Annotated in this window: 13 protein-coding genes; 2 read left to right on the forward strand and 11 right to left on the reverse strand. The window is 38.7% G+C overall.

Annotated elements, in window-relative coordinates:
* Nucleotides 1-5: 5 nt before the first annotated feature.
* From BMX83_RS11170 to BMX83_RS02250, 5 genes are all read right to left on the reverse strand, one after another.
* A complete protein-coding gene (locus tag BMX83_RS11170; protein ID WP_425425826.1) occupies nt 6-188 on the reverse strand; it encodes a DUF6903 family protein in 183 nt (60 codons plus the stop codon).
* The gene (gnpA, locus tag BMX83_RS02235) at nt 173-2329 is read right to left on the reverse strand and encodes a 1,3-beta-galactosyl-N-acetylhexosamine phosphorylase (RefSeq protein ID WP_091632741.1); all 2157 of its coding nucleotides are present in this window, start codon (nt 2327-2329) and stop codon (nt 173-175) included. Before gnpA ends, BMX83_RS11170 begins: the two co-directional genes overlap by 16 nt.
* Before the next feature lie 23 nt (nt 2330-2352).
* Nucleotides 2353-3231 (reverse strand): carbohydrate ABC transporter permease, encoded by an 879-nt coding sequence (locus tag BMX83_RS02240; RefSeq protein WP_091632744.1) that lies wholly within the window; start codon nt 3229-3231, stop codon nt 2353-2355.
* 15 nt (nt 3232-3246) lie between these two features.
* Nucleotides 3247-4137, reverse strand: a complete 891-nt coding sequence (locus tag BMX83_RS02245) for a carbohydrate ABC transporter permease (protein ID WP_091632746.1) — start codon at nt 4135-4137, stop codon at nt 3247-3249.
* 94 nt (nt 4138-4231) lie between these two features.
* Nucleotides 4232-5602, reverse strand: a complete 1371-nt coding sequence (locus BMX83_RS02250; RefSeq protein WP_091632749.1) for a carbohydrate ABC transporter substrate-binding protein — start codon at nt 5600-5602, stop codon at nt 4232-4234.
* Between the two features lie 146 nt (nt 5603-5748).
* Between BMX83_RS02250 and BMX83_RS02255 the strand changes: the two genes are divergently transcribed.
* Nucleotides 5749-6585, forward strand: coding sequence for an AraC family transcriptional regulator (locus BMX83_RS02255; protein ID WP_091632752.1), 837 nt, complete (start codon nt 5749-5751; stop codon nt 6583-6585).
* A gap of 109 nt (nt 6586-6694) precedes the next feature.
* On the opposite strand, the gene BMX83_RS02260 is transcribed toward BMX83_RS02255, so the two are convergent.
* The 6 genes from BMX83_RS02260 to BMX83_RS02285 form a co-directional block, all read right to left on the reverse strand.
* A complete protein-coding gene (locus tag BMX83_RS02260) occupies nt 6695-8164 on the reverse strand; it encodes an arylsulfatase (RefSeq protein ID WP_218141908.1) in 1470 nt (489 codons plus the stop codon).
* 90 nt (nt 8165-8254) lie between these two features.
* Nucleotides 8255-9250 carry a tagatose-bisphosphate aldolase gene (gene lacD, locus BMX83_RS02265; RefSeq protein ID WP_091632755.1) on the reverse strand — a complete coding sequence of 332 codons (996 nt, stop codon included), beginning with the start codon at nt 9248-9250 and terminating at the stop codon, nt 8255-8257.
* Between the two features lie 21 nt (nt 9251-9271).
* Nucleotides 9272-10210 carry a hexose kinase gene (locus tag BMX83_RS02270; RefSeq protein WP_091632758.1) on the reverse strand — a complete coding sequence of 313 codons (939 nt, stop codon included), beginning with the start codon at nt 10208-10210 and terminating at the stop codon, nt 9272-9274.
* 21 nt (nt 10211-10231) lie between these two features.
* Nucleotides 10232-11401: an SIS domain-containing protein gene (locus BMX83_RS02275; protein WP_091632760.1), complete on the reverse strand. Its 1170-nt coding sequence runs from the start codon at nt 11399-11401 to the stop codon at nt 10232-10234.
* 285 nt (nt 11402-11686) lie between these two features.
* Entirely contained in the window at nt 11687-12403 is a 717-nt protein-coding gene (locus BMX83_RS02280; RefSeq protein ID WP_091632763.1) for a GntR family transcriptional regulator, read from the reverse strand.
* 89 nt (nt 12404-12492) lie between these two features.
* Nucleotides 12493-13224, reverse strand: a complete 732-nt coding sequence (locus BMX83_RS02285; protein ID WP_091632766.1) for a sugar isomerase domain-containing protein — start codon at nt 13222-13224, stop codon at nt 12493-12495.
* A gap of 428 nt (nt 13225-13652) precedes the next feature.
* On the opposite strand from BMX83_RS02285, the gene BMX83_RS02290 reads away from it, so the two are divergent.
* A partial coding sequence (locus BMX83_RS02290; protein ID WP_143059470.1) for an IS256 family transposase occupies nt 13653-14399 on the forward strand: 747 nt, incomplete at its 3' end.

Consider the following 14399-nt stretch of genomic DNA (forward strand, 5'->3'; position numbering starts at 1 on the left):
AAACCTCATACATATTTTCTATTGTAGTTCCATAGAAGTGAAATGAGACCTGCTAAACCGACAAGCTGTATTAACAGATATATCTTCCCGGTTGCCTGATGACCATATACAACCAGAACCAGACAGCCGATAAAGATAATAAGTTTCAATATGAATTTTAATTTATCACTCATTATATTCTCTCCCATCTCAATTCGCTAGGTTCAAGAGTGTAACTCAGGGCTTTTCCTTCCCCGTTATACACATCAGTTTTTTGCTGTTCCATTGAATTATTGATAATCGCATACCAGCCTTTTTCTGGGTAAACATTAACCTCACAGTTCGCATTTGTGACGTGCCATGTTGTGTATTCGTCCTCTTTGTTGGCTGCGTACATCATTGCTTTATAGAGCAGACGTGTATTTTCTACGCTGAATGGTAATCCCGCCATATAAACGGAACGTCCTTTGCCATAGGTTGACGAAGATAGATGGACTTCCCCGTCTGAATAATCTAAAATCGTTGTATCTTTAGATGTTGCATAAATATTTTTCATGCTTTCACCATAATCGAAATCAGTTCGGTTACGGTTTAAAAAGTGACCCGTAGTTGTCTCAGTGAAATATTTATTTGATGACAGTGAAAAACCTAATTCCTTGTCAACTCCCAGAACATCAGCTAGCTGGAAGTATCTTCCTTGATGTGAAACAGCTGAGGGTTCTCCTACGCCTATGAAGCCACCGCCATTGTGTACCCATTTTCTAATGTTTCCAACAAGTTTAGGGTCGGTCCAGTGGTCGCCTCCAGAAAAGGCCGTACCTGCGTCGCCGGCATTGATGATGACAGATACATCTTCCGGCACACCATTTTCTTTGATCTCATCAAAAGATATAAAGTCCACATCCACGGGGAGTCCGCTTAATGATTCCAATATCCCCTGGTAAGTATAGATCTGTTTGTACCAGAGAGCATGCGATACCATGAAATACTGCCAGCTTCTCAATTTGCCCCAGGAACTGACAAAGGCCACTTTCAACTTGGTCAAAGGTTTTGATCCGTCTACATGGCTGATGATATCTCTGAATTCATCAGTGACTTTGCCTATATACTCGACAAACTCCGGAAATTCATAGGCCAGATGCAAGTAACCGCCATAACCAATACGGTCCAAAGGATTACGCATCATAGCGCGTCTGGAGCTTAACCATCGTTCATTCGCTTCCGTAACTGGATTATTATTTTCGTTAAAAGTATCCGGGAAGAAGTAAGGCAGGAAGCGTCCTTCAGAATATTTGATGTGCGGAATGTCCGCAATCATTCTTAAGGTTGCGCCATCTCCGACACTTCCAACCACTGAATCCAGTCCAATTTTTTCGAAATATTTTCCGTATGGTTCAGTTCCGATCCAGTTATCTCCAAGAAACATCATGGCTTCTTTTCCAGCATCGTGTACGATATCCACAAGTTCCTTGGCTTGTTCTGCAACAAATGCCTGAACAAAATCGATGTAATCAAGGTAGGCCTTGCTTGGCACTCTGAATGCCGTATTGTAATACCCCTGATCCACAATATCTTCCGGTCTTAGAGCATAACCCTTTTCTTTTTCAAATGCTTCGAGTACTGATACAGATACCGTAGACCCATAGCCGAACCAGTCAACAAATTTCTCTTTAGCCAAGTCATTAAAGACAAGTGTGAAGTGATAGAAGAAAGTTGTGAACCGAACAACATCAGTTTCCGGATTTTCTTTCACCCATTTTTTTAGATAATCTTTCATATAGGCTTGAGAGTTAGGCTGTCTGACATCAAAAGGAATGTCATGAGGTGCGTCTCCCCAGTCATTCGTAATGTGATTGTACATATGCGTTGGATCCCATTTCATGTAAACAAGGAAGGAAACAGTGTATTCATGGAAAGGCTCAACATTATTGATGTTGACTGTATGATCTTCTTTATTCACTGACCAGTTTTCTGTGGCTACAACATCTCCTGTTGTACGATCAATCACTTCCCACCACTTTTTGGGATCATGACGATAATCCGGCTCGATTTGTTCTTCATAATAGCCGTCCATTAATGCCACTTCAAGCGTCTTATCCGTTGCGGTATTAAATTTTGACATCAGATACAGCTGCTGCATTTCTTCTAAATGCTTTTTGATAAAATCATTATGTCCTCGGGCTACAAAATAGGTTTTATAAACCTTTGTATCTAATTCTATAATCCCTTTATCCAGTTCAGTCCCGTCACTATCTCTAACGGCATCTGCGCCCCATTTATCAATTAATTCCTTTGTTTCCTTTAAAAAATTTTGTTCTGTTGGTAAAGTCACTCGACCTTTATTCTTCATTTAACTGTCCTCCGATATATCATTTATCCTTTCACTCCACCGGCTGTCATCCCTTGAGTCAATTGTTTTTGAACAAGGATATAAAGCACGAGCGTCGGTAACATAACAATGACCATGCCTGCATAAAGTCGTCCGTAATTGGCAGCTGCTCTTTCTGCAGCCATCAAGTTGATCAAACCGACCGGTAATGTCTTATTCGCCCCCGGCATCAAAGTCAATGCCAGAATATATTCATTCCAGAATGCCAGGAAATTGAATAATATGACGGTTATAATACTTGGTTTAGCCATTGGGATCATAACGACTGTCATCGTTTTAAAGTAGCCGGCGCCATCCATATGGGCTGCTTCTTCAAAATCGTGTGGCAGTGTTTCAAAATAACTTGACAATAAAAATATGGTGAAAGGTAATGCTGTAGCAGCGTAAACCAATGCGAGAACAAAGCGGTTATTAAGAAAGAACCCACTACCCATAGCTAGTCTTAATGTGTCGTCCCATTCTAATAGCATGAGAAAAATAGGAACAACGATAAAACTGATATTAACGAATAAGCCTGACCGAATAAGCGTTTTGAAAAACCGCGATCCTTTAAATTTGAAGCGCGACAGTACATAAGCTGCCGGTAAAGCGACAGCTAGTAAAATGACAAGAGCCAGCGCTGTCACCAAAACAGAATTCCACATGTAGGTCCCCATATTGGCTTCTTGGAACGCCTCGATAAAGTTACTCCAATTCAATGACTGGGGTAACGTCCATGGGTTTCCATAAAATTCAGCATTTTCTTTGACTGATGCCATAAATACCCAGGCAACTGGAACGATGATCGAAATAGCCAAAGTAATCATAGCAACATAAATAAACAGTTTATAAAGTGCTTCAGGACTTAATTTTTTCTTTTTCATGAATGCCACCCCCTCTTAAAATTCTAATACATCTCTCTTCGTCACTTTCATCAATACCGCTGAAAGGATAAATGAGAACAAGAATACGACGACTCCGATCGCCATACCATACCCATACGTTGAATTTGTATAGGCCTGATTGTACATATAAAACAGGAACACTTGAGACGAGCCATCAGGACCTCCGCCAGTCATTGTCTGTACAAGCAAAAAACTGAGGTTTATCGTACTGATGATAAAGAATGTGAGTGTCGTTCTTAAATTATTCCACAGCAAAGGCAAGGTAATGTCTTTGAACTGTACCCATTTATTTGCACCGACTAAAGCCGCTGCCTCATAAAAACTCTCAGGGATACTGGCAATACTCGACATATACATAACCATATAGTAACCGATAGCCTGCCAGATCAAAGCAGCAATAAGACTGTAGATAACGATTTTCTGATCGCCAAGCCATAATTGGTGAAGGTTCTCCAGATTTATTAAACTCAATGTATTATTCAAAAGTCCCTGACTGGGTCTATAAATGGCTGAAAAAATACCTGCAATAACAACGATTGACAAGATATTTGGGATATAAAAAATAACTCTGAAAAAATTCTTTCCTTTTAACTTTTCTCTTATTAAAATATTTGCGAAAAATATGGCGACAGCTAAGGTCACTACTGTAACGACAACAATAAGTAGTATCGTATTTTGAAATGACCGATAGAAATTGCTGTCATTCCATAATATTTTAAAGTTTTCCAGTCCTACAAACGTTTGAGTATTTGAAAATCCTCCCCATCGATATAAAGACATTCTAAAAACTTCAAAAGTCGGCCAGACCATAAATATAAGAAATAAAATCACTGCCGGTGAAAGACAAGCCATAATGAAAAGTCGTTCTCTTTTCTTTCTATTCATATTTTTCTTCCTTTCATTTCTAGTAAAACAAGCTTAAATCCTTTTTAAAAAAACGGTGAGTAAATACTCACCGTTTTTAAAGCAAGTTTCCTGATTATTGTAATGCAGGGCGTAATTGGTCACTAGCTTCTATTACGCTGTTCTGCCATTCTTCAACAGATACATCACCAGACATTACACTATCCACTTTTCCGTATAATTCATCACTGATACTTACACCAGGGACTGGATCAGTTGCTGCAAATCCACCCATGGCAGGCAATACACCTTCGTCATAGATAGCATAGAATTTCTCGTTCTGACCTGTTAGAAGATCTGTACTTCCTTCTACTGGCTGGATTGCGTTAGATTCTGCAAAGATATCCACAGCTTCATCAGCGTACATATAGGTTACAAATTCTTTAGCTGCGTCAATGTTCTGCGCTTCAGAAGGCACCCAGATTTGTTCAAAGAATGTGAATGCATAACGGTCCGCATCATCTTCAAAGGCTGGTACAGCCATCATATCCCATTCAAATCCATCTGCTCTTGGTGCTTCTTCCATTTCTCCAACGATCCATGTACCATTTGGCATGAATAACGTTTCATTATCTAAAAGTAACTGCTGGTTTTGAGTGAAGTCGTTCGGATTTGCATTCGCAGTAGTATCTGGATGTGCGTATTGACTTAAATCTCCAATTGTTTCAAATACTTTTGTCGCTTCGTCTGATGCCCATGCGCCCTCTTCATAACTCATTGCTGATTCGAAGAAGTCAGAACCACCGGATGCATACAACATTGAACCGACAAGCGTATCTAGATAGCCACTGGTTGGGTAAGTGAACAGGTATTTATCATCTTCCATAGCCGTTTCTCCAAGAGCCATCATTTCATCCCAAGTTGTTGGTGCTTCCCAGCCTTTTTCTTCAAATAGTCCACTGTTGTAGAATAAACCAGTTGGACTGTAGAACATTGGCATCAGGTATGTTTCATCATTACCATAAGGGTTTGTTACCATTGTATCGGTAAAGCCTGGCAGGAGTTTTTCAGACACTTTGACATCTTCACCGTAAACGTTCATGTCCAATACATCGGTCAAGTTCTCCAGACCATCTTCTTTAATCAATGTTTCTGTTAGTGCTTCTTCTCTAGATACACTCAAAAGAACAACGTCAGGGTAATCACCGGCCTGCATATTCGGACGGATCACTTCTTCCAGATTAGCTGCAAGAGTCAGCTCGATATCGACATTTTCATTAGCTGATTCATAAGCGGTTTCAATTTCATTCCACATTTCCTCGCCGTAACCGGATGTTAACGCTGCTACATTCAACGTCACTGCTTCATCTGAAGAAGTATCTGTTTCTTCTGTGGTTTCTTCTGAACTTGTATCTGTATCTTCAGCATCGTCTGTGGTGCCACACGCAGCGAGAGACAGAGTCATGAATGATGCCAGCCCAAATTTCATTAATTTTTCTTTAGTCATTATATTTTCCTCCTAATTCATTTGTACGTTCAGTTTACTTTTTTACAAACGCTTTCACCATAAAAATATTGCTCCGATTATTATATATCTTGCTATCATTTTAAATTAGAGATAAAATAAAATAAACGACCAAAGGAGTATGTGCAATGGCCTATGAAATTCACAAAATAAAAGATGAGATCAAACGACTTCCCGTCCGTCTACTCTACGTTACACATTCCTCGTATGATAAAGGATGGCACAGCAGACCCCACTCCCATGATTTTGTTGAGCTTTTCTATATCGTTAAAGGTGAAGGAGCTTTTGTGGTAAACGATAGTGAGTATCATGTCGAAAAAGATCAGCTGGTTATTATTGATGCTAATGTTAGTCATACAGAAAAATCCTCAAATGAAGACTCTTTAGAGTATATTACTTTAGGGTTTGACGGGATAACTTTTGGTAAAAACAAAAACAACATCAAGGAAACCATTATTATTTACGAAGACACTCTTCTGGAAATTTTTTCTCTAGTTGATTTCCTTTTAAAAGAATTGAAAAAGAATCAGGATCAAGCCTTTCACATAAGCCGGAATATTTTAGAAATCATCATCTTGAAAATCAATCAATTTCACAATGTAGAGATTCAGGAATCTTCCAACCAGAGAATAAAGAGTAATGTCTATGAACTCATAAAATACATAGACCTCAATTACAGCGAGTGGATAACACTGGATGACCTGGCAAATATTAGTCACTTAAATAAATATTATCTGTCTCACACCTTTAAAAATGAAACGGGTCTTTCACCTATAGACTATCTGAATCAGACACGTATAAAAAATGCTAAAATACTTCTTGAAAGTACAAATTACTCTATCTCTGATATCGCCGGTTTTACTGGTTTTTCTTCTCAGTCATTTTTCTCCCAGCGATTCAAAAAAATGACCTCTGTTTCTCCAAGCAAATATCGGGAACAGCAACAAGCTGATTTGATCCAATAAGTGTCGTAGACTTGTAAGTAAATGCTTTATAAAATATTTCAAGACACAAAAAGGCTGAGCCGCATGACTCGGCCTTTTTGGTCATTTTAGTACTATCTATCCACCTATATTATGTTTCTTGTTCTTTATTCAAAAACGATAACGTGGATTTCGTTCTTTCAAGCTGAACCAGTTCATCGTTGACAACAAACGATTCTTCTCGATCTCGCAGCTCATCAATCAAGTGATTTTTCAGCTGCCTTTTTATCTCATTATGCTTTGGATTGTTCGACTCATCTATTTCTTCTTTGGGATCTAAAGACAAATGGAATAATTGCTCGGTTCCTCTGACGGGATACCAAATATATTTCCATTCTTTTGTTAAGATAAACTGATTGGAATCTTTTTTGAAGCTGTGCTCGCCATGGATATAGTCTCGTGTAACTGTATGATGTCGCTTAAGGTTTTCTTTTAAGCTAATCCCATCAACTCCGTCTACCTTTTCATCAGCAGCAATGTCCACTAAAGTCGGGAAAACATCCTTTAACTCAACAAGTTCATCAATGGTTCCCACTTTCCCTTCGAGTAAATCAGCAGGATCATACAGGATAAAAGGAATGTGCGTACTCCCTTGATAAGGATAAGATTTGCGGAACAAGTGATGTTCGCCCAGCTGATCCCCATGGTCCGAAAGAAACAGGATGACTGTGTTTTTATTTAGATCATGTTCTTCCAGCGCAATAAGAAACCGACCGATTTGATGATCGATATGGGTGATGGAACCATAATAGCCCCTTCTCATTCTGTCCATATCCTGTTTACTGTAGTTTCCTTTCAGCGCAGTCGTAGAGAATAACGGTGCCTCTTTTTCCTCAAATATCCAGTCTCCTGTATTAACTTCGGGTGCATCCTCACTGATGTCTTTATACATATTATAATAGTATTCTGGCGGATCAAGTGGAGAGTGCGGACGGGCAAAAGACATATTCAAAAAGAACGGCACTGTTGGATCTCTGCGTTTCAAGAAATCAATCGACTCTGAAACGATCCAGTTGGTCGGATGCAGCTCTTCTTCATACATCCAAGGACGAGCGACCCAGGAATTGCAGTGCAGACCAATATCCATCAGATCGGCGTCCACGCCTTTTTTTCTTTTGAACCACATCAAGTAGTCATCTACATTTTCAAACTGAGAGCGGTACGGTTTTCTGTATTTTCTAGCTTCGTGCAAGTAACCGTCATGCAGCATTACATGATCGAACCCCAGTCGATTTCTTTCAGGATACACATGCATTTTTCCTATGCACTCTGTCTGATAACCTAAAGAAGAAAACGTTCCAGCCAACGTGCGGTCATAAGCCCAGTCTACACCATCTTCATAACCTACTCTACCATGGTTTTTTTGAGAAAGACCGGTCATTAAAGCTGCTCTTGATGGGATACAGCTCGGTACTGCTGTAAAAGCATTTTTAAAATTATATCCTTGAGCAGCCATCATATCCAGGTTGGGCGATGAAACGATGGGATGACCATTTGCCGCGATACTGTCAAATCTGAGCTGATCGACCATCATCAATATGATATTGGGTTTATCTTTCAACCTTCTGCCTCCAATCTGCTATCTTATCTTTATAGTTCAAAAGCAGTTACGCTTTATTTAAAATGCGGTAACTGCTTTTGATTAATTGCTTTAAGCTTGTTTAATTTTTTCTTTCCATGACAAGGCCGTCACATCGACCACGTCATTTAATTCAGTGATATTGCGTACGCCCTGATCGCTCAGCCAGTCTTCACCTGCTTGTTTTCCTTCTGATGCATAAGGAAGCACACTGTTTTTCCATGTGGCACGTCCACAAAGTACACCGTTGAATGTTGATTTTGCTTCATGTGCAAATTTCAATGTTTCCTGGAACATTTGTGCAGAAACACCTGCACTTAAGAAGATAAACGGTAAGTCCGTGGCTTCACTTTGTTCTTTGTAGTAGCCTTGAGCCTCTTCTTTGGAATAAACTTCTTCTCCCGCTTCAGCAAACCCTTCAACATACTGCATATGAACAGGTACTTCCACTTTCAAAACATCAACATTATAACGGGGTTTAGAAAATTCTTTCATTGCTTCGATGACTTTGTGTGGCTTCACTTTAGCATAGTCTTTTCCTTTGGCATCGTCAATTTTGGAATCATAGGTAACGATTTCTAAAAAGAATGGAATGTCTTCGCCGATACATTCAGAACCCACACGTTCCATATAAACGTGTTTAAATTCATTGATCTTTTCATCTTCATCCACATCATAGTAAAGCAAGAATTTCACTGCATCTACGCCAGCTTCTTTCAGTCTTTTCACTGACCATTCTTCCAGAAGATCCGGTAAACGTCCAGGTTCTGTTGCATCGTAGCCTGTTTTTTCATAGGCCAGAAGTAATCCTGATTCACTGTCTCTTTCTTTCGTAGCAGGAATCCCGTACTCAGGATCTAGAAGAATTGAAGAGGAATAAGGCGTCAGTACTTTGGAAATCAGTTTTTTGAATTCAATAATTCCTTCGTCCCCAATTTTTTCTTTCGAACCTTCGGCGATCATTTTCTTCAAAGAGCCTCTTTGATCGATCGCTAGGGCTGAAATAACGCCTTCTTTTGTTGATAATCTTTCCATTGCTTCGTATTTATTTTTGCTGATTGTTTTCATCATTGATATCTCCTCTTAAATTTAATTTAGTGCTTCAACCGTTATTTGATCGAAAATGGCATCAAAATCTGTCGCATCGATGGATCCCGTCTTTTCATTTAAAGCATTGAGAACCCCTGTGGTCATCGCTGTTTTAATGCCTTCTTCAACTGATTGCTTGTTTTCTAAAGCAGACGCAAGCCCCGCAACTGTAGCATCTCCTGAACCTACCGGATTGACAGCGTCTACTTTTGGAATAGTGACTTTGTAACTATTTTCTTCCCACTTAACGTAAGAGCCTTTGGACCCATCTGAAACCATCACGCATTCAATGCCGCTGAATTTTTCAGATTGCAGTGCTTCCCTGATTGCCTTCTCTGATGTGAAGTCGGAGTCAGAAAACAGACCCTTCAGTTCATCTATATTCGGCTTTATGGCAAATGGTTTTACTTTTGAATCCATTACATTTTTTAACACGCTACCACTTGTATCAAGGATAACTTTGATGTTTCTGTCCTTGCACTTTTTTATGACTTTGACGTAATAATCATCAGGCAAACCTTTTGGCAGACTTCCAGATATCGTTACAACAGCGACTTCATCTAAAAGTGTTTCCAGATGGTTTAAAAAGTTGTCGCCTTCTTCCTTGGAAATAACCGGACCGGATTCTAAAATTTCCGTCTGCTTGCCGCTATCGTGAATGACAGCGATACAGTTCCTGGATTCTTGGGAAATCGGCATAAATCGTTCTGGTATTTCCTGATCGTTCAGTTGATTTTTGATATATTCCCCAATCGTTCCACCTAAAAGACCTGTGGCCGTAACCGACTCATCCAGCTGTGACAAGACTCTGGCTACATTCAAACCTTTACCCCCAGCCGTTTTTGATACGGTCGACACCCGGTTCACATCGTCAATGTGCAAGGTGTCCAGTTGATAATTGATATCAACTGAAGGATTCAGTGTTATCGTTAATATCATTTTTTTCATTCCTTTAACCAGTTATTTATAATTATGAATTGTTACGCCTTGAACGACTCGGTTGACAGTACCTGTTGGTGATGGATTATCCGGTTTGTTGTTTAATTTTACTGACGTCATAAGTGCCAGCGTTTGGGCAAAGACAACATAAGGTAATGCGAGATAAGCATCATGTAAATCGACTTCTGATGTTTTTTCATATAAGAATGAGTCGCCTTCAAAGTGATCTTTCGCATCTGTTGTCAATGACCAGATCGTTTTAGCAATCTTATCTGCGTGAAGCTCCTTTAATAAATCTTGGTCATACTGTCTTGTGTATGCATTTGTAGAATTAAAGACAATAATTGCTGTGTCTTCATTCACGATTGATTTAGGTCCATGTCTGAATCCTAAAGGTGATTCATATGCAGTGACCACTTCACCTGCAGTCAGCTCGAGCATTTTAAGCTGAGCTTCTATACTCAAACCCTCCAGGCTGCCAGAACCAAGATAGACGATACGGCTGAATCCTTTTTCTGCAATTTCCATGATCGTATCTTCGCGACTGATCACACTCTCACCCAGATTAATGAGTTCTCCAACTATACTTTCTTTTTCTGTTTCTTCTATTGTATCTAATACCAGCAATGTGGTTAAAGTCATGGTTGTAAATGACCCTGTCATAGCAAAGCCTTGATCATTTGCTCTCTCAGGCATCAATAAAACTAAATTCTTAGCGTCACCTTGCGCTTTCTGGGCAAGTTTTCCGTCTTTTGAACACGTAATAGTCAACTGATAAAAATCATCGATCATTTTAGAAGCTGTATCAACAGTAGCAACACTTTCAGGGCTGTTCCCACTTCTAGCGAAAGAAACTAAAAGAGTTGGAATTTCTTTCTCAAAATACTGATAGGGATTCGATACCAGGGTCGTTGTAGGAATACTTTCTATTTCGATAGCCGTATTCTTATATTTTTCCCTCAAATAAGGTGTGACCGTTTCTCCCACGTAAGCAGATGTTCCTGCTCCTGTAAAAATAACTCTGAGTCTTTCATGATTTTTTTTGATATTATCTATGAAAGCATCAATGTCATTCTTTTTCGCCTTATAATTAGCAAGTGTCTCTTTCCAAAGTTCAGGCTGCTGCTTTATTTCCTTTGTTGTATTAAGTGCATCCTTTTGCTCTAATTCTTTTTCTGTCAAATTAAACATGTTTCTCCTCCTATTTTTTAAAAAATCATTGTTATTCGTCGTTTTAAACTTTTTAGTACTTTATTTCAACTGTCCAGTTCCCACGCACTTGTTATGACCAGTCATCTATAGTGTAAACGGTGTCCTTTCAAAAGTCAACTGGTTATAACAAGTTTGTTTTTCATCTCATCTCCTTCTAATGAAGGCTCTTTATTTCATCTAAACTTCTAAACAGTATGAGTACTTTAATTTTACTTGTTTCATACTGGTAATGTCGTCATAACCAGTTAGTTCAAAGCTATAGAATCAGGATAATTCTACAGTATAGTAGTATTTCTGCCCGCTTATAATACTGACTGTATATTCAATTAATTCATCCTCATTATATGCAAAACGTTTGATCATCATGGCCGGCTGGTTAGATTCAAGCTTGAGGTAGTTTGCTTCTTCTTTGCGGAGTCCCGTTGCCCTAAATTGTTCAGTGGCTTTAGAAACACTGACATCATACTTTTCATTAAAAACTTTATACATGGGACTATTTTCCAAGTCTTCTTTAGTTAAATCTGGAAATTTATACTTAGGTAAGTATGACGTTTCATAAATAAACGGATCATCATCGGCTAATCTTAATCGCTTGATTTCATAAGCTTCTTCCCCAGGTTCGATTTGCAACCGTTCTGCATATCGTTTATCTGCTTTGATTGTTTTGAATGACAGAACGTTCGTCTGCGGCGTTTTTCCGATCTTTTTCATTTCGTCTGTAAAATTATATAGATTAACTAAATTCTGTTTATATGTTTTCGACGACACGAATGTTCCTTTGCCGTGCAGTTTGTAAATGTAATTGTCCCTATCAAGTTCCTGGAGTGCATTTCTGACAGTAATCCGACTCATCCCATACATCTCACATAATTCGCGCTCTGATGGCAGTTTTTCATCTTTTTTATAGGTGTTGTTCTCGATTTTTTTTATCAAGTCATCCACTAATTGCAGATACAAGGGTACTTTATTATTTTTATCCATAAGTAATCTACCTTCCTATTGTTAAAATCAACTGTAACTTTTTTAATCAAAGAGTACAACTTACAGCCAGTCTGGCTTGTTTTTATTTATTATAGATTAGAAAGCATCGCTCTGTACTTTTTGATATGTTTGCTATTAGTTTCATCGCCTTCATTAAGGTTTGAACTTAAAAAAATAGGTGTGTCAAAATCGTGTTCTTGATTGATTTCGATGGTTCTTGCCATCATGCTTTCCATAACCGTTACGCCTAAAACGTTAGATGTGGCCGCAAATTTCGTATTGACCCCTTCAAGCGACATGGCCGCATCACCCGGATCACACTTAATATCGATCACAACATCCGCGACATCTTTTAAAAGTTTCCCTGACGAATGACGAGAAGTAACGGATTTAGAAAATGATAAGGATGTCAATGCTACAACACGCATACCAACTTTTTTTGCCTCCAATGCCATATCTATAACGCCTGCATTTCTACCAGATACCGAAGCCACAATCATCGTGTCTCTTTCATCAACATCTTCCATATGAAGGTAGTGATTTGAGAAGTTCTCAACTCTTTCCTGGTGTGTGCTTAATTCTGCATGGGGGAACAGCGCATATTGTGGCAGTAACAATGCATTAATTGGGACAATGCCACCGGCTCTATAAAAAACTTCCATGGCCATCATTTGTGAATGCCCACTTCCAAAAACGTGAACCAACCGTCCAGCCCGGATCGATTCTGCACAATACTGTGCCGCTTTTTCTATATTACCTTCTTCTTTAATCTGTTCTTTTAATTGCTCTTCTATCTTATGAAAGTACTCCAGGTGTTTCATTTATGCATCCCTCCTTAATTAATTGTTTTGTAGCGCTTTCTTAATCATTCATCTACAACTCTATCATATTTTTCTCATTTAGAGTACCGTTTGTCTTTTATTTTTATTTTAAATTTTCGTAACCAGTTATCTGTCTTTCTTCTTGACCTTTAACAATAATAAAAACAAGACCTTCATGATGGTGGTTTTGTCAGGACCTGACAAAATCTGCCTTATAGGGGGGTTGGTGTGTGGGTTTTCTTGAGGAGTTACTGTTTGATTGCGTGTAACTGATGAAGATAATGTGTTTGGTTAAGCAGTTATTGGTCCGCTAGGTGAAACTTGTAAAGATAACGTGTTATGTCCGTATAATTGTGTAAAATAGAAAAGGTCATATCAACCTTGGTACAATGTAGTTACCAGACAAACATTGAGAAAGGAAATTTGATATGACCCAACTAAATTTTAATATAAACTTCGAAGAATTAACAGAGGCTATTTTAAAAAGTGATATGAATAGTATGATGAAGTCTCTAGCTGTAATAGTTATGAATGCGTACATGGAGACTGAAAGAGACGAACATATTAAGGCAAAACAATACGAAAGAAGCGAAGCGCGTCTTGATTCACGTAATGGTTATTATTCTCGTGGGTATACCCTATCTATTGGAAAGTTGAAACTAAATGTTCCCCGTACCCGTTCAGGAGAATTTTCTACTTACCTGTTTGAACGATATAAACGCATGGACCAATCCCTGGTCTTAAGCATGACCGAAGCAGTTATTAACGGTGTATCAACACGAAAAGTCACAAATATAGTTGAACAACTTTGTGGTGAAATGGTTTCAAAATCATTTGTGTCTTCCATTATGAAGAAGATAGATCCAGAGATTGATGCTTTCCAACAACGTAGTTTAACAGAACATACCTACAGGTATGTTTACGTTGATGCCATGTATATTAAAGTAAGAGAAGATCATAAAGTCGTCAGTAAAGCCGTTTATATCGCTCAAGGTGTCAATGAGAATAACAGACGAGAAATTATTGGTTTTAAGGTCGCAAATAGCGAATCAAAAGTAACCTGGATGTCTTTTTTTCGAGAGTTAAGAGAACGTGGTTTGACAACGCCAGATATGATTATTTCGGATGCTCACGCTGGTCTGAAAGCAGCTATAAAAGAAGTATTCGTTGGAACG

Source organism: Alkalibacterium gilvum (genome assembly GCF_900109085.1).
In the GTDB taxonomy this organism is placed as follows: domain Bacteria; phylum Bacillota; class Bacilli; order Lactobacillales; family Carnobacteriaceae_A; genus Alkalibacterium; species Alkalibacterium gilvum.